The organism is Winogradskyella sp. Asnod2-B02-A (assembly GCF_045063645.1).
Taxonomy (GTDB): Bacteria; Bacteroidota; Bacteroidia; order Flavobacteriales; family Flavobacteriaceae; genus Winogradskyella.
Genome location: NZ_JBEFOG010000026.1, coordinates 835,876 through 853,393, shown reverse-complemented (window position 1 = coordinate 853,393; position 17,518 = coordinate 835,876). Strand labels below are relative to the sequence as shown.

Here is a 17,518-nt window from a genome sequence, read left to right as displayed (position 1 = left end):
GTATAGTGGTAATCCGGTATTAAAGTTAAAAAAAGTAGTAACCTAGTAAAATTGACTAACCGTTTTCTGAAGTGTCTTTTTTAGCTTTAGCTAGTTCAACAATGGCTTTAAGGCGCGCTTTTCGTTCCTCAGATTTAGATTTTTGTTTATTCTTCTTCTGAGCAATTAATTTGCTGTGTTTTGCTTTGTTTGCTGTATTTTTTTCTTGTCCTTTTTTTGCCATTTTAAAATTAGTTATAAAGATGAGGTAAAACTAAGCATAATTTAATATAAACTTAATGGCATTGTTAGTTCTTCTGTTCTGCAATGCCATTTACTTTTTTATCTTCGCAATAAATTAAATTATTTATGCTAAGAGCAGTTTTATTTGATATGGATGGTGTCATTGTAGATACAGAACCATTACACAGAAAAGCCTATCATCAAATGTTTAAAGATGTGTCTATTAGCGTTGATGAAGAATTATATGAATCCTTTACAGGTCAATCCACTATAAATATTGCCAAACGTTTAGTTGATCATTTTACTTTAAATGAAACGCCTGAGTACTTAGTGAGCTTAAAGCGTAAGCATTATAAAATTTTCTTCGAAAATGGTGATTTGCAATTAATAGATGGCGTATTAGACAGAATTAAGGATTACCATGCTAACAATGTTACTTTGGTAGTAGCTTCTTCAGCATCAATGCCAGGAATTCATCAAATTTTTGAACGTTTTGATCTTAATCAATATTTCAGTGGTAAATTCAGTGGTGCAGATTTAGAGAAATCCAAACCGCATCCAGAAATCTTTTTAAAAGCCGCAGAATTTACTGGTTTTAAAAAATCAGAGTGTATGGTAATTGAAGATTCTACCAATGGTATAAAAGCAGCGCATTCAGCCGGAATTTTTTGCACAGGTTTTAAGAGTAAACATTCTTCTGGTCAAGATTATTCTTTAGCAAATAAGGTGGTTTCTAGTTTTGAAGAGATTAGTTATTCTAAAATAGTAAATATTATCTCGTAGTTATTTACTGTATTTTTCCTGAATTTTATTCACCACATCTGCAATTTTTGCGTCTTTTTGAGCGGAAATAATGCTAGTAGGTTGCGCTTGTCTAACATCACAGTCGCTAATTGCACAACGCTCACATGTAACACCAACTTGTGTTTTAGGAATGGATTCGCTCTCAGCAAATGCAATTTTACGTTTAAGTTGACTATTAATTTGGATTCCAATATTTACACTTCTATAGCTGTTAGCAACAAAAGGGTCTGCTGTTGCAGAAGAAAATACTAAGTAGTTTTTGCCTTCATTAGGATAATTAGAGACTTGTATATCAAATTCATGCGGTTTATTGCTTTTGCTTATTTCCTCGAGTACTTTTAAAGACACCCAGCGTCTGCAATAATGCTGATTCGTTTCATTGGCATGTGGAGATTGTTGTTTAGATAAGTGTAATTCTTTGTTTAGTTTAAAGTTGTTAGAATCTTTTTTATGAGAAAATCTTAAAAAGAATAAACTTTTAAGATTAAAATCCTTGGTTAGGATATTTGTTAATCTTTGATATATTGATTCTGGCGAAGCATTGTAATTACTAATAATGCGTTCAAAATCTTTAGGTTTAAATGACTTTTTAGAAAATAAAGCTTTCAAATCAGCAACTAAACTTGCTCTTGGTATAATTAAAGCACCTGCAAAATAAGACGCGTAAAAATTATTTAAGACTTGGTCAAAATTTTCGAATTTAATCCAAGAGAAGGTGTAAAGTCGCTCACTTATTTCTAAATAATTATAGGCAATTTCTTTAGCGTATATAAATGTTTTTTGGGCATCATCTATATGTCTGGCTAATAACAGTGTTTTCGTTTTAGGTACAAATACAGAACGTAAATTATCTAATTCTGTGTGCGAAGTAAGTTCTGTGGTGTTAATAGTATAACCGAATTCTTCAATCAAAATTTCTTCTAGCTCAACAGATTTTAATGGTTTAGATAAGTCTACATGGTAGGTTTTTGCAAATTTTAAAACCGCTTGTTCTAAATCATCAAAATAATTGTTATTCGCTTCTTGGTAAGACCTCACAGAAGCCAAGTAAAAACTCTCTTTACTAAAGTTGTAGTTTTTTGCAATTTCAATAATTGTACTAATAAATGCGGTCACTTTTGCTGGTGCATTAGAGATAATATCAATCATGGTACTTTCTTGAATCCCAAATAGCTCTAACGGAATCTCTTTAAGTAACTTAGATTGTAGTATTTCACCAATGGGAGCAAGATTTTTATCTAGCTTTAAAGACACCATTTCATCATATGGAATGTCTAAATGTTCAGAAAGTGCAGCAATTTTATCTGGCTTAGGATATTTTTTTCCTTTTTCAATTTCGTTTAAATATGATTTTGAAAGTCCAGATAATTTAGATAATCCAAAAAGCGAAAGCCCTTTGTCTGTGCGGATTTGCTTCAGTTTTAATCCAAATATTAGTTTAATATAATCTTGTTCCATAATAGCAAATATACTATAATTTGCGAACTTACATGAATAGCGAAAATAAATATTTAGCGAACGTTCGCTTGTTTTTTTGAAAAATTGGTTGTAACATTGCTTCATCAAATAAAACTATAGCATGGAAATCTCAGTAACAACACAACAAAAATTGAAATTTGCACCAGAGGTGACTAATTTCTATCCAAAACTTTTAACTGAAGACGCTCTAGAGTTTCTTACAGTATTGCAAGAAAAATTTAATGCTTCGCGTTTATCTTTATTAGAACGAAGAGAACAACAGCAACTTAATTTTGATAAAGGTGGCTTTCCATCTTTTCCTATTGAAACAAAATCTATAAGAGAATCTGATTGGACAGCAGCTGCAATTCCAGATGATTTACAAGACCGTCGTGTGGAGATTACTGGTCCTGTAGACCGTAAAATGGTAATCAATGCCTTAAATTCTGGAGCCAAAACATTTATGGCAGATTTTGAAGATAGCAATGCACCTAGTTGGAAAAACACTTTAGAAGGGCAACAAAACTTAATTGATGCTAATTTAAAAACCATAGAGTTAGTTGACGAAGCCAGAGGAAAGCATTATAAACTCAATGATGAAATCGCTGTCCTTATTGTAAGACCAAGAGGTTTGCACTTAAATGAGCGTCATATATTAGTAAATGGCGAAGAGATGTCTGGTAGTTTGTTTGATTTTGGTCTTTATGTATTTCATAATAGTGTTGCACTAATGGAAAGTGGTTCTGCACCGTATTTCTATCTGCCTAAATTAGAGCATTACCTTGAAGCACGCTGGTGGAATGACGTCTTTGAATTTGCTCAAAATTATTTACAAATTCCAAACGGGACTTTTAAAGCGACCTTATTAATAGAAACTATTACAGCAAGTTTTCAATTAGACGAATATATCTATGAGCTTAAAGACCATATTGTAGGTTTAAACTGTGGACGTTGGGATTACATTTTTTCATACATCAAAAAGTTTAGAAATCATAAAGGCTTCGTAGTACCAAACAGAGACCAAGTGACTATGGCAACACCGTTTATGGCAGCTTATTCTAATTTGGTAATTCAGCGTTGTCATAAAAGAGGTATTCATGCCATGGGAGGAATGGCTGCACAAATTCCTATTAAAAATAATCCTGAAGCCAATAAAGCTGCGCTCGAAAAAGTACGAGTAGATAAAGAACGTGAAGCCAAAAATGGACACGATGGTACTTGGGTGGCGCATCCTGCACTAGTTGAAGTAGCAATGAAAGAGTTTGATAAATATATGCCAACACCAAATCAAATTTTTAATAAGCGTGAAGATGTTGTTGTTACTGAAGCTGATTTGGTAGAAACTCCTCAAGGAACGATTACTGAAGCCGGAATAAGAAAAAATATCAATGTTGGTATTCTATATCTCGAAGCTTGGTTAAGAGGACATGGAGCAGTAGCACTTTACAATCTTATGGAAGATGCAGCTACAGCAGAAATTTCGCGAACACAAGTTTGGCAATGGTTAAAAAACGAAGTGATTTTAGAAGATGGTAGAGTTTTTAATAAAGCTTTATTTGATGAATTGTTTGATGATGAAGTCGAAAAAATAATAAGAGAAATAGGAGAAGGAAAAATAAAAGACACCAAATTTTCTGAAGCGATTGCACTTTTTAAGCGATTGGTAACTCAAGAAGAATTTGAAGAGTTTTTAACACTTTCTGCATATCAATTAATATAAAAAAAATGTCTCGTAACTACTGGAATAGATTACGAGACGCAATTATCAAAATTTGGAATAACCTTAATAATCAAAAACAAAATTATGAAAAATTTAGGACAAAGTAACTATCGTTCTGCATTAGAAACCGTAAGAAATCTTAAAGCAAAGTACGGACAAACATGGAATGCCATTAATCCTGAAAGTGCTGCCAGAATGGTGGCTCAAAACCAATTTAGAACTGGTTTAGACATTGCAAAATATACAGCTGCAATTATGAGAGAAGATATGGCTGCGTACGATGCCGATTCTTCAAATTACACACAGTCTTTAGGTTGCTGGCATGGTTTTGTGGCACAGCAAAAAATGATTGCAGTGAAGAAACACCACAAAACAACGAGTAAACGTTATTTATATCTTTCTGGTTGGATGGTAGCTGCTTTACGTTCAGAATTTGGACCATTGCCAGACCAGTCTATGCATGAGAAAACGGCTGTTTCTGGGCTAATTGAAGAAATTTATGATTTCTTACGTCAGGCAGATGCTATAGAACTAAATGATTTGTTTAGACGCTTAGAGAATGGAGAAGATGTACAAAATGAAATAGATAATTTTGAAACACATATCGTTCCAATCATTGCAGATATTGATGCTGGATTCGGAAATGAAGAAGCAACGTATTTATTGGCTAAAAAGATGATTCAGGCTGGCGCTTGTGCTATTCAAATTGAAAACCAAGTGTCTGATGCGAAGCAATGTGGACATCAAGATGGAAAAGTAACCGTTCCTCATGAAGATTTTGTAGCGAAGTTAAATGCTGTACGTTATGCATTTTTAGAATTAGGTGTAGAAGACGGAATTATTGTGGCAAGAACAGATTCTGAAGGTGCTGGTTTAACACAAAAGTTGCCTGTGAGTCAAGAACCTGGAGATTTAGCCTCTCAGTATTTAGCTTTTGTTGATGCTGAAGAAGTTGCTATTGAAGATGCCAAGCAAGATGAGGTATTGTTAAAGCGCGATGGTAAATTGGTACGTCCTATTAGATTAGCAAACGGTTTATATAAATTTAAAGAAGGCTCTAACATTGATAGGGTAGTTTTAGATTGTGTTACAAGCTTACAAAACGGAGCGGATTTATTGTGGATTGAAACGCCAACACCAAACGTGAAGCAAATTGCGCACATGGTAAATAGAATTAGAGAAGTGGTACCAAATGCTAAATTGGTGTATAATAATTCGCCATCATTTAACTGGACGTTGAATTTTCGTAATCAAGTATTCGATGAAATGCTTGCCGAAGGAGAAAACATGACGGCTTACGATAGAAATAATTTAATGGATGCGCAATATGACCATTCAGAATTATGCCATAGAGCTGACGAAAAAATAAGAACATTCCAAGTTGATGGTGCGAGAGATGCTGGTATTTTTCATCACTTAATTACATTACCAACATACCATACAACAGCATTACATATGAATGATTTAACCGAAGGTTATTTTGGGGAAGAAGGCATGTTAGCTTACGTAAAAGGTGTGCAAAGACAAGAAATTAGAAAAAGTGTGTCTTGTGTAAAACATCAAAGAATGGCTGGTTCTGATTTAGGTGATGACCACAAAACATTCTTTGCAGGCGAAAAAGCTTTAAAAGCTGGAGGCGAAAATAATACGTCTAATCAATTTGGCTCAGATTCAAAGACAACAAAAACGAATAAAAAATTAAGCGTCGCTTAAACGGTAAAATAAATCTGAATTATTTATTTTAAATTAGTTAGGTCAAGGCACATTCTTTATGGAGTGTGTCTTTTTTATAACAAACCAATTCTCTTATGAGAACGCAATAAACTTTTTAAGGTTAAATCATCATTTTTATTTAAAATGACAAGCAGTTTTAAAAATAGTATGGCTGTAATATAAGCATCACCAGAAGCTGTGTGTCTATCGTGAAGCGGAATATTAAATCGTTTAGATAATTCATCTAAACTAAAATGTTCTTTGACTGTATCTAATTTTGTTTTTTGAAATAGATGTCCTGTATCTAATACTTTATTTTTGAGCTTTGGAAGTTGTATTCGTTTTAAAGCATTATTAATCATAGCAATATCAAAAGCCGCATGATGTGCTACTAAAACTGCATCTTTTATATAATCTAAAAATTGAATGATGGCTTCCTCTTCTTCAAGTTTTGATAATTGTCCTGCTTTTAATAAACCATGAATTTTTACGGTTTCAGCATTAAAATGCTCTTGTATCACATAAGATTCTAATTGGTCAGCAATTTTGATTTTAAAATTTTCTATTCCAACGCAACCTATAGATAAAATGCGGTCTTCTTTGGTATGGAGTCCTGTGGTTTCAGTATCAAAAACGATAAACCGAATATCTTTTAATTCATGTTGCTGTGGTGTCTTAAAATGAGCGCTATAATTCTGCCAAAATTCAGGATACGTTTTTCGTTTAAACCAGCCCATATTACATTAATTGAGAAAGTTTAAATCGGGTTTGAATAAGCTCTTGCACTGATTTTACGGCTTTAAAACTTCGTTTTAATTTCAACCTATCTACTTTATTTAACAATTGCACATCAATGAATCTTCCGGAATCAGAATTGTGTAAACCTTGTTCTGTCCTAAACCACAAAAGGTCTTTGTAGGCTTCAATACAAAATAGGTAGATGTCTTTGTTTTGTGGTTCTAATTCTACTAGTTTTTTAAAGCGTTCTACAGTGTTATTTATTGACTTGATGTTATGCGATAAAATAAGTAATCGAGCAGCATCAACTAAAGGCATCATGGAACGTGCTTTAATATCAAATTGATTTTTATGCTCACCATTGTCTTCAACTAAAAACTGTCTAAAAAAGCTTAAAGGTGGTGGGTTTTGCAATGCGTTTCTTCCCAAGTAGGTTAAAAAGATATCATGGTTTTCTATACTTTTAAAAATGTTTTGAGATAGTTTTTCAATTAGTGTTTTATTACCATATACATGTTCAAAATCGAAGAAAATGGTACAAAGCATTAAATTATCTTGGTCTGGTAATGTTATCCATCGATTAAATTGAAGATTCCATTCTGAAACAGATAAACACCATTTAGGATTGCTTCCCATCATATTTGCAGGACATAATTCAAAACCTACAGTTTCTAAATCGTTATTAATCTGCTTTGCTAAGTTTAGAAAATAAGTTTTGGTCGTTTCTTGTTTATCTTCAGAAACATCTTCGTAGACTAAAGCATTATCTTGGTCTGTCATTAACAATTGCTCTTGTCTACCTTGACTTCCAATAGCTAACCAAGTAAATTCTGTTGGAGGTTTTGTGTCTTGTTGCTTAATCGCTGAGTCTATTATTTTTTGAGTAATAACATCGTTAATTGTTGAGATTAATTTGGCGGCAAACTCTATAGGTAAATCTTGTTCTAAATACCGTTTTAATAATTTTTCGGCTTTAGCTCTAATATGTTTTAATTGCTCTGCTGTTGCACTTCGTTTTATTTCTTTGACTAAAGATGAAGCGCTGTTTTCCCTTAAAACAATAATATCATGTTCAGATAAAATGCCTGTTAATTTAGAATTAGCTGTGCCATCTTCCGTAATACATAAATGGGTTATTTGATGTTTAAGCATGGCAATTTGCGCTTCTGCAACCGTTGTGTTTTCTGGATAGGTGATAACAGGCGATGACATTATTTTAGAAACAGATTCTGAAATTGAAAAGCGACCTGTCGCAATTTTTATACGTAAATCCTTATCTGTTATAATTCCGATAGGTTTAGCATCTTTTTCAATAACAATAGAACCAATACGTTTGTCTGTCATCGTTTGTGCTGCAGATTGAATGGTAGTCTCAATAGTGCAAGTAATTGGGTTTTTAGAATAATCTACAGATTGAAGGCTTGTAAACTCAGTTGATACTATAGTTGAAGCATCCGATTCTAATTGTTTCGTATTTGAAATAAAACTGGTCATTAAAAACCGACTAGCTTCAGAATTACTGGTAATGTATTCTTCTAACAACTCAGAAGAAATTGAATAGACAATACTTTCTTCAATAGCAATAGCATCTAAAATATAATTGTCTTTTCTAAGTAAAGCTCTAAGTCCAAAAATGTCACCTTCATCACATTGGTCAACAATAATTCCTTTATCAGTATATAATCCAATGGCGCCATTTTTAACAACATAGAAGTGATTCTCTATTGGTTGGTCAATTTTAAATAAAGCTTGGTCTTTTTCAAAATACCCAACTTCTACAGCTTCAGAAATAGAGAATAGCTGATTTCTGTCTAACATATTAAAAGGAGGAAAGTCTTTTAAAAAATCATATATCCTTTCTGCAATGGTGTTCATTCTAGCAAGTTAGTTAAAAAATGAATTATTAAATATCAATTTGATATTATATGTGCTAAAATGATATAGCTTCAAATTCAAACTCTTTAATTATTGTTTTTAGTACTTTACGTTAGTTAAAACAGGAAGAAAGCCTTAATTTGTAACAGATGATTATAAATAGCGTCCTACTTAAGTAACTAATTACAAAACACTATGAAATTTAAATCGGTAATATTCGCAATTCTAGCTTTTATTCAATTTGGTTTTGCTCAAGAGGCAGTGATTCCTGAGGAAATAAAAGAACATTTAAAAGCGAGAGTAGATGAAGGTTTTAATCCAAGTATTGCATTGGCTTATATTGAAGGGGAACAAGTTTCTTATTTCAATTATGGTAAAACCGAAGTTAAAACCGGAAAGGCTGTTAATGAATATACGGTTTATGAAATAGGTTCCATTTCTAAAGTGTTTACGACCATTTTATTGGCAGATGAGGTTTTAAAAGGTAACATGAAGTTAGATGACCCAATTTCAAACTATTTGCCTAAAGCGGTAACTGTACCTGAGTACAATGGAAAACAAATAACATTAAAGGATTTAGCAACGCATACATCTGGTTTACCAAGAATGCCAGATAATTTTAAACCAGCCGATTACAACAATCCTTTTGCTGATTACACAGTAGACTTACTTTACGATTTTTTAACTTCTTATAAATTGCTAAGAGGAATAGGAACGCAATATGAATATTCTAATTTAGGAATGGGCTTATTAGGGCATATTTTAGAATTACATACAGGTAAAACTTATGAAGATTTAATTAAAAATAGAATAACAGAACCATTAGGAATGACAATGACTGGTATAACTATTACCGATACAATGAATGCAAATTTAGCATTAGGACATAATGAGCAGTTAGAGGTCGTTAGTAATTGGGATATTAATACTCTAGCAGGAGCAGGTGCTATACGTTCTACAACTAATGATATGGTAAAGTTTATAAAAGCCAATATTACGACCAATGACACTTCGTTAAATAAAGCGATGAAGTTAAGTCATGAAATTGCTTTTACTGACGATAGTAAAAATTTTAATATAGGATTGGCTTGGCATTTTGGAAATAACAATACCATTACTTGGCATAATGGAGGAACAGGAGGTTATAGAGCTTTTACAGGATTCTTAAACGGTACAAATAGAGGTGTGGTAGTTTTAACTAATTCTGTATCGAGCGTAGATGGTGTTGGTATGAAATTATTAGATGCACCAGTCACTTTAGAGTTACCAAAGAAAGCTGAATTTCCTGATGTTATAGAAATTTCTAATGAGGCTTTAGATATCTATATAGGAAAATATCAATTGGCACCAGAGTTTATAATTACAATTACCAGAAAAGATAATCAACTTTTATTACAAGCGACTGGGCAACCACAATTTGAAATTTTTCCTTCTGCTGAAAATAAATTCTTTTTAAAAGTTGTTGAAGCCAGTATTACATTTAATAATGATGAAACAGGAAAGGTAGATAGTTTAACCTTGCATCAAGGTGGCCAGAACATGCCTGCTCTAAAAATTGAGTAATCTTTAGGTAGTGATTTTAACATTTATTTTGAGAATAATTTATCAATTATTCTATATCTTGTTGAAATTCAAACTAATCAAAATAAATCATGGGAATCGAAAACCGTAAAGTCATTAGGCTATTGTCTATTGCAATAGTAACGTGTGCTTTTATAGCTCCTCAAAATTTAGAGGCTCAACGTAAAAAGAAAAAGAAAAAAGACAACACTGAAGTGGCTGCGCCTAAGCCAAAATCGAAAGAGAAATCAATTAAAGATCTCACTAAATCTAGTAAAAAAATAGATGGACTATTTACAATGTACCGAGATACTATAAAAGGTACATTACAGATGGTAGTTAGTGAAGAGCAGATAGGTAAGGAGTATATTCATTTTAATCAAGTTTCAAACGGAGTTGTAGAAGCAGGTCGATTTAGAGGTGCTTATGGAGGCTCTCAGGTTTTTAAAGTGAAAAAATACTATGATAAAATTGAATTTGTCTCTCAGAATACATCTTTCTATTTTGATCCTAATAATGCCATTTCTAAATCTAAAGATGCTAATTTGAGTGAAGGTATTATGGCAACTGTGAAAATAGAAGCACACGATAAAAAGGAAGGTTTATATTTAATTAAAGCAGATGGTTTATTTTTGAAAGAAACATTTTCTCAAGTGAAGCCTCCACGTTTTCCTGGTGCTAGTCCAATGGCTTTTTCTCTAGGTAATTTAGATAAAACAAAAACTAAGATTAATAATATTAAAAACTATGAGGATAATACAAATCTAGAGGTAGAATATGTATACTCAAAACCGTCTGTATTAAATGGAGGTTCTCAAGCTGTAACAGATGCTAGAAATGTGAGTATTAAAGTATTTCATAGTTTAATTGCGATGCCAGAGAATGATTACGAGATTCTTTTGGATGATCCAAGAGTTGGTTATTTTACTACTCAGGTTAATGACCAAACGGCTACAAATTCGGCACCATATAAAGATTTAGTGCATCGTTGGAATTTAGTAAAGAAAGATCCTAATGCAGCAATTTCAGAACCTGTAAAGCCAATTACGTGGTGGATGGAAAATTCTACACCAGTAGAATGGAGAGAAACAATTACACGAGGGGTTTTAGAATGGAATAAAGCTTTTGAAAAAGCCGGATTTAAAAATGCTATGGTTGTGAAATTACAACCAGATGATGCTGATTGGGATGCAGGAGATATAAATTATAATGTGTTGCGTTGGACGTCTTCACCAAATCCACCATTTGGAGGTTATGGACCTAGTTTTGTGAACCCTAAAACAGGAGAAATTATTGGTGCAGATATTATGTTAGAGTACGTACATTTTACAAATAGAGTATTCTACGATCAATTATTTGATTTAGCAAAAGCTGATGTAGAATTTGATGCCACAGATTATTTACAAAAGAATAAGGTGTTATGTTCATTTGGCCATGTAATGCACGAGAATACTATGTTTGGCCAAGCTGTTGTTGAAGCAGCAAGCGGTTCTGAATTAGAAATGGCTCGTATGAAAAAAGAAGCTATGTTAGCTTTAATTATGCATGAGGTAGGACATACGCTTGGTCTTAATCATAACATGAAGGCGAGTCAGTTGTTTTCACCAGAACAATTAGCAGATAAAGATTTTATTGAAGGTAAATGTTTAACAGGTTCTGTAATGGATTATGCTGGGATTAATTTAACTAATAATAGAGCAGACCAAGGTCAGTATTATGACACTTCTGTTGGTCCTTATGATGTTTGGGCCATACAATTTGGTTATACACCATTTACATCAGAAGGAGAAAAAGTAGCTTTGCTTAATAGGAGTACAGAACCAGAATTAATATTTGGTAATGATGCAGATGACATGCGTTCTCCTGGAAAAGCTATTGACCCAAGAGTCATGGTAGGTGATTTATCTAACGACCAAATAGGTTATTCTATTGATAGAATTAAGTTAGTCGATAGTATGATGAATGAAGTGAAGTCTAAATTTTCTAAATCAGGACAATCTTATCAAGAGTTAAGACGAGCTTATTACTTATTAAGTGGTCAACGCGCTACTGCTGTTGGTGTTATTTCTAGATTTATTGGCGGTGTCTATGTAGATAGAGCTATGATAGGGCAAGACGGAGGTACGCAGCCTTATACTCCTGTGAGTTTAGAAGATCAAAAACGAGCTATGAATGCATTAAAAACATACGCATTTTCACCAGATGCTTTTAGTGCACCAAATGATCTTTATAATGATTTAGCAATGCAACGACGTGGTTATAATTTCTTTAGAGGTCCTGAAGATCCAAAAATACACCAGCAAGTTTTAACGTATCAGCAAAATGTACTAAGACATATATTACATCCTAATACTTTACAGAGAATTACAGATAGTGAGTTATATGGAAATAAATATACCTTGTCTACATATATGACTGATTTAAATGCAGCTATTTTTAAAGCGGACATTTATAGTAATGTAAATTCGTTTAGACAAAACTTACAAATTTCATATACTAATATGCTTATTGATATGCTTACAGGTAAGCAAAATGGTCGTTACACTAATAATGCAAAATCAATGGCATTATATAATTTGAAGCAAATTAGAAATATGGCAGCGGTAACAGGTAATGTGTCTAGCAAAGCTCATAAGCAACACTTGCGCACATTAATAGATAATGCACTTAAGGAAGTAAAATAAAACTGAGATTTAATGTTATAAAAAAAGCACAAATGGCAAAAATAAATGCGATTTGTGCTTTTTTGTATTAACTCAATTTTTTAACCTTCAAAATCCATATCATCTCCACCAGATCGATTATTGGATTTTTCACGTTTATTTAGTTGTTGGTTAAACCTGTAAGTGAATGAAACATTAACTTGTCGTTGTCTCCATTGAAATTCATTATAACGGCTATAGGTATCTGTTGTTGTAGTCGCTTTATATTTTCTAGAATTTAATAGGTCTCTAACATTTAAAGCTAATGTTGCTTTTTTGTTTAAAATCTCCTTACTAAAAGCTAAATCTATAGAGAAAATACCTTCTGCGTCTGTCTGAGCATCTTGTCTTGCTCCTCTATAAAATGCACTAGTTTGCCAATCTATAGCTAGAGGTAATGTCACTTTAGAGCTAAAGTTTGCAAACCAACTGGTATTTTTTGCTCCATAATCTTCATCATTAAATTCTCCTTCGGTCTCAAATTGAAAGAAATTAAAACTAGAATTTAATCTTAACCATTTTTCAGGACTGTACATTACACCAAGTTCTGCTCCAGTACGTTTGTTGGTAGAGAGGTTGATAGGTATGGTTCTAATAATTTCTATTCCATCTGTTGTGGATTGCCCTGTACTTTCTTGAATACGCTCAAATGAATCAGTTTCATGTTGATAATAAATAGAGGTAGTTAAGGTGAATTTATCCCAACGTTTTAAATAACCCAAATCAAATGTGCTAGAAAAAGCAGGATCTAAATTAGGATTACCTTGCCACACATTCGTTCTACTATTACGAGAAGGGAATGGATTAAGGTAACGACCTCTAGGACGATTAATTCTTCTATTAAATCCTAGTGTTATACTTTCTTCATTTCCTGTTTCTGAAGTGTTTAGATTGTAAATTAAGTTAACGGTAGGGAATAGGCCTAAATAATTTTTATCAAAATCGGTGTCTATAGGGAAATCGTAAATATCATTCAATTCTGCTTCAGTTAATTGAGAGTCTATAGTTCCTTTTAACTGAGTATGCTCTAACCTTAATCCTAGTAAAAATGAAAACTTTCCGAGTTTAGTTCCATATTGTGTATAAACTGCATTAACATTTTCGTCATAATCAAATATGTTAGATACATCTTCATTAACTAGTAATACTCCTGTATTTTCATCTTCTTGCTTTAAAAGGTAATCTGTTATATTATTTTCAAAACTACCACGATAACCAGCTTCAAAACGAGAATCCTCACCTAAAGGTAGTACATAATCTGCTTGAAATAAAAACTCTTTTTGTTTTTCGTTTGTAAATTCTTGTTCTATTTGAAAAGCTTCTGGGTCTTCGTTAGTTGTAAATAAATAGTCTTCATTTAAATAAGTGTAGGCATCTTCCTTGTCATTTTCAAATTGAAAGTCTACAGTTAACTTATGGTCACTATCGTCTCCAAATTGTTTGGCATAATTCAATGCAATTTGGTAGCTATTACTTTTTTCAGTTTCTTTTTCTCTTCTAAGGGTTTCTTCTTCAATAATATTAAAATTAAAACGCTCACTATTATTTAATGATACGTCTGCGTCAGTTCCGAAATTAAAAAAGACACTACCAGTAATAGAAGAAGATTCATTTAGAAAGTACTCCATTCCAAGATTCGTATTATAATTTCTTCTAATTCGATCTACATTTTGGTTTTCTATAATTCTTCTATATGTGGGTTCAATTATTTCGCCATTTTCAGCCGTAGTATCAAAATAATCTACATCTATGTATGTATTACGAGGTGCTTCAAAATAACGCCAGCCAAAATTAGAGAAAAGGTTATATTTTTCTTTACGATAATTCAAAGCCGCTGATACACCTAAATTATCAGGGTTTCCTGCTGTGAGTGATACAGAACCGTTAAAGCCTAATGTTTCTTTTTGTCTTAAAATAATGTTTAGAATTCCTGCAGTACCTTCAGCATCATATCTAGCGGAAGGTGATGTGATAACTTCTACGCGCTCAATAGCTTCTGCTGGTAATTGGCTCAACACGTTACTATCTCCAAAACCAGCCATGGCAGATGGTTTCCCGTTAATTAAGATACGTACATTTTCATTTCCTCTAAGACTTATGGCTCCTTCTACATCTACAGTTACGGAAGGAACATTGTTAAGAGCATCGCTTACAGTTCCTCCAGCTGTGGTTAAATCTTTACCAATGTTATAGACTTTTTTGTCTAGTTTTATTTCTACGGTAGTTCGTTCTGCAACCACCATAACTTCATTTAAAGTTGAAACATCTAAAGCGAGACTAATTGTCCCTAAATTAATGTTTTCTGAAATGGTCTGTTCTGGAAAGTTTTTGGTTTTGTATGAAATATATTCTACAGATACTATATAAGTTCCGGCAGGAACTTCTAGCTTAAATTTTCCTTTGGAATCTGTAATACCACCAGAAATTATTTTGTTGTCAGCTTTTGTTTTAACAACTACTGTAGCGTATTCTAAAGGAATACTAGTATCTTCTTCTATAACAGTTCCTTCAATTTTAACGTCTTTTTGAGCAAAGCCAAAGGTGAAAGTGAAAATTAATAAAAGTGTACTTAAGTAATGTAATTTCATGTCAAATGATTAAATGGTTGATGCTATTTAGACTCGCAAAAATACCTTTAGTTCATTTGAAATTGGTTAATCTTTTGTTAAAGACATCTGTTAAAAATTGTATAAAACTTAATCCATAGAGATTAATCTTTGTCTTTTTTCTTTTTTTTGTTTTTCCGCTTTTTCTTCTTCTTTTTCGCAACTTCTTTTTCGTCAAATTTACCTTTAATCATTTCTTTGATTTTGGTCATATCTGCTTCTGAAATAAGTTCTTCAAGGTCTTTAAAATGCGTATTTTCTAAATCTTCAATAGCTTTAACACGATCAAGATAATGTTCGAATTTAGTATTTAAAATAGCAATTTTAGCTTCGAAAAAGCTGTTTATATTTTGCTTAATAATGTGTTTTTGAAATTCATCTGCCTCAAGAGTAGTTAAGAAGTTGTCAATATATTCTTCCTTACGCTCTTCCATCTCACGTTCGCGCTTTGCAATTTCTTGTTCTGTAGGCTCTCTATTTGTTTGCGGAATACCATTCATGTTACCACGTTGCCTTTGTGCATGTAAATTGAAACCAAAGAGTATGGCGAAAACTATTATAACTAACTTTTTCATATGTATTAAGTCTATATAATTTCTAAGATTTTTTCTGTAGGCCTCCCAATTACGGCTTTATCTCCATTAATTACAATTGGTCGTTCTATAAGTTTAGGATGTTTTACCATAGCTTCGATTAGCTCTTGATCTGTAAGTGTTTTATTCTTGTAATCAGATTTCCAAATGGCTTCGTTTTTACGAACTAAATCTATAGGTTTTATACCTAATTTTGAAATAATGGATGTAAGGGTTTTTGAAGATAATTTATCCTCAAGGTATTTTATAATTTCAAATTCTTTTCCCGATTCTTCCAAGAGTGCTAATCCTAATCTCGATTTAGAACACCTTGGATTGTGGTATATTTTAATCATATCTTTTAATTTATTACAATTATAATGCCGAATCTTCTTTTTGTCCCATCATCATTAAATAGGCTTTTAAAAAGGGTTCTAGGTCTCCATCTAAAACGGCATCTACATTTCCTGTTTCATGAGCAGAACGTACATCTTTAATCAATTTATAAGGGTGTAATACGTAATTTCGAATCTGGCTTCCCCATTCAATTTTCATTTTTCCTGCTTCAATATCGTCTCGTTGTGCCATTTGTTTTTGTAACTCAATCTCGTATAATTGAGACTTTAGCATTTGCATGGCTCTTGTTCGGTTATCATGCTGAGATCGTGTTTCTGAGCACTGAATTTGTATACCAGATGGCTTATGTAATAACTGAACTTTGGTTTCAACTTTGTTTACATTCTGTCCTCCTGCACCACTAGATCTTGCGGTTGTAATTTCAATATCTGCCGGATTAATATCTATTTCAATAGTATCATCTACTAAAGGATAGACATAAACCGAAGCAAAACTGGTATGTCGTTTTGCATTACTATCAAAAGGAGAAATACGTACTAAGCGATGTACTCCGTTTTCACCTTTAAGCCAACCAAAAGCAAAATCTCCTTCAATTTCTAGTGTTACTGTTTTTATGCCTGCAACATCTCCCTCTTGCATGTTAAGCTCTCTAACTTTATAACCGCTTTTTTCAGCATACATTAGATACATACGCATAAGCATATTTGCCCAATCACAAGATTCTGTTCCGCCTGCACCAGCTGTAATTTGAAGTACAGCACTAAGGCTATCTCCTTCTTCAGAAAGCATATTTTTGAATTCTAATTTTTCAATCGCATTAACTGCGGTTTCAAAACGTGCTTCAACGTTTTCCATTGGAGCTTCGTCTTCTTTATAGAATTCATAAATAACTTCTAAATCTTCAAAAAGGGATTTGGCATTGTTATAATCGTTAACCCAACTTTTTTTCTCACGAATAGATTTCATTACTAACTCGGCAGCTTTGGAGTCATTCCAGAAATTAGGGTCAAAAGTTTGCTCTTCTTCGTTAGCGATTTCTATGAGCTTAGCATCTAAGTCAAAGATATTGTCTAAGTACGTCTAGACGGGAATTAAGATCTTTTATTTGATCTGATGTTATCATAAATTGTAGAATTTTGCACAAATATAAGGTGCGTTGTTAAAGTGCCATAATTTTGAATCGGTTTTTTA

General features: G+C 32.7%; 13 protein-coding genes. 5 read left to right on the top strand and 8 right to left on the bottom strand.

The window, feature by feature from the left end:
- Positions 1 to 55: 55 nt before the first annotated feature.
- The gene (locus ACJJVO_RS07200) at positions 56 to 223 is read right to left on the bottom strand and encodes a hypothetical protein (RefSeq protein WP_405572235.1); all 168 of its coding nucleotides are present in this window, start codon (positions 221 to 223) and stop codon (positions 56 to 58) included.
- Positions 224 to 348: 125 nt separating this feature from the next.
- Between ACJJVO_RS07200 and ACJJVO_RS07195 the strand changes: the two genes are divergently transcribed.
- Positions 349 to 1,005 carry an HAD family hydrolase gene (locus ACJJVO_RS07195; RefSeq protein ID WP_405572234.1) on the top strand — a complete coding sequence of 219 codons (657 nt, stop codon included), beginning with the start codon at positions 349 to 351 and terminating at the stop codon, positions 1,003 to 1,005.
- Here ACJJVO_RS07195 and ACJJVO_RS07190 read toward each other — a convergent pair whose 3' ends face one another.
- Entirely contained in the window at positions 1,006 to 2,484 is a 1,479-nt protein-coding gene (locus ACJJVO_RS07190) for a helix-turn-helix domain-containing protein (RefSeq protein ID WP_405572232.1), read from the bottom strand.
- Positions 2,485 to 2,605: 121 nt separating this feature from the next.
- Here ACJJVO_RS07190 and aceB point away from each other — a divergent pair, with 121 nt between their 5' ends.
- Both aceB and ACJJVO_RS07180 read left to right on the top strand, forming a co-directional pair.
- Positions 2,606 to 4,204 (top strand): malate synthase A, encoded by a 1,599-nt coding sequence (aceB, locus tag ACJJVO_RS07185; protein WP_405572230.1) that lies wholly within the window; start codon positions 2,606 to 2,608, stop codon positions 4,202 to 4,204.
- 84 nt (positions 4,205 to 4,288) lie between these two features.
- Positions 4,289 to 5,917, top strand: coding sequence for an isocitrate lyase (locus ACJJVO_RS07180; protein WP_405572228.1), 1,629 nt, complete (start codon positions 4,289 to 4,291; stop codon positions 5,915 to 5,917).
- A 74-nt stretch (positions 5,918 to 5,991) separates the two neighbouring features.
- Here ACJJVO_RS07180 and ACJJVO_RS07175 read toward each other — a convergent pair whose 3' ends face one another.
- Together ACJJVO_RS07175 and ACJJVO_RS07170 are read right to left on the bottom strand one after the other, a co-directional pair.
- Positions 5,992 to 6,654 carry a PolC-type DNA polymerase III gene (locus ACJJVO_RS07175; RefSeq protein ID WP_405572227.1) on the bottom strand — a complete coding sequence of 221 codons (663 nt, stop codon included), beginning with the start codon at positions 6,652 to 6,654 and terminating at the stop codon, positions 5,992 to 5,994.
- Position 6,655: 1 nt separating this feature from the next.
- The gene (locus ACJJVO_RS07170) at positions 6,656 to 8,530 is read right to left on the bottom strand and encodes a DUF294 nucleotidyltransferase-like domain-containing protein (protein ID WP_405572224.1); all 1,875 of its coding nucleotides are present in this window, start codon (positions 8,528 to 8,530) and stop codon (positions 6,656 to 6,658) included.
- 195 nt (positions 8,531 to 8,725) lie between these two features.
- On the opposite strand from ACJJVO_RS07170, the gene ACJJVO_RS07165 reads away from it, so the two are divergent.
- Positions 8,726 to 10,093 carry a serine hydrolase gene (locus tag ACJJVO_RS07165; RefSeq protein WP_405572222.1) on the top strand — a complete coding sequence of 456 codons (1,368 nt, stop codon included), beginning with the start codon at positions 8,726 to 8,728 and terminating at the stop codon, positions 10,091 to 10,093.
- Positions 10,094 to 10,182: 89 nt separating this feature from the next.
- A complete protein-coding gene (locus ACJJVO_RS07160) occupies positions 10,183 to 12,774 on the top strand; it encodes a zinc-dependent metalloprotease (protein WP_405572220.1) in 2,592 nt (863 codons plus the stop codon).
- A gap of 80 nt (positions 12,775 to 12,854) precedes the next feature.
- On the opposite strand, the gene ACJJVO_RS07155 is transcribed toward ACJJVO_RS07160, so the two are convergent.
- The 4 genes from ACJJVO_RS07155 to prfB all read right to left on the bottom strand — a co-directional run bounded on the left by ACJJVO_RS07155 (position 12,855) and on the right by prfB (position 17,450).
- Entirely contained in the window at positions 12,855 to 15,380 is a 2,526-nt protein-coding gene (locus tag ACJJVO_RS07155; protein WP_405572218.1) for a TonB-dependent receptor domain-containing protein, read from the bottom strand.
- A gap of 122 nt (positions 15,381 to 15,502) precedes the next feature.
- Entirely contained in the window at positions 15,503 to 15,973 is a 471-nt protein-coding gene (locus tag ACJJVO_RS07150) for a hypothetical protein (protein ID WP_405572216.1), read from the bottom strand.
- An 11-nt stretch (positions 15,974 to 15,984) separates the two neighbouring features.
- Positions 15,985 to 16,326: an arsenate reductase (glutaredoxin) gene (gene arsC / locus ACJJVO_RS07145; RefSeq protein WP_405572214.1), complete on the bottom strand. Its 342-nt coding sequence runs from the start codon at positions 16,324 to 16,326 to the stop codon at positions 15,985 to 15,987.
- Positions 16,327 to 16,345: 19 nt separating this feature from the next.
- Positions 16,346 to 17,450, bottom strand: a protein-coding gene (prfB, locus tag ACJJVO_RS07140; protein WP_405572212.1) for a peptide chain release factor 2 whose coding sequence is annotated in 2 segments (ribosomal slippage) — positions 16,346 to 17,386 and positions 17,388 to 17,450 — 1,104 coding nt in all. Because the reading frame shifts where the segments join, the coding sequence is not laid out codon by codon here.
- Positions 17,451 to 17,518 lie beyond the last annotated feature (68 nt).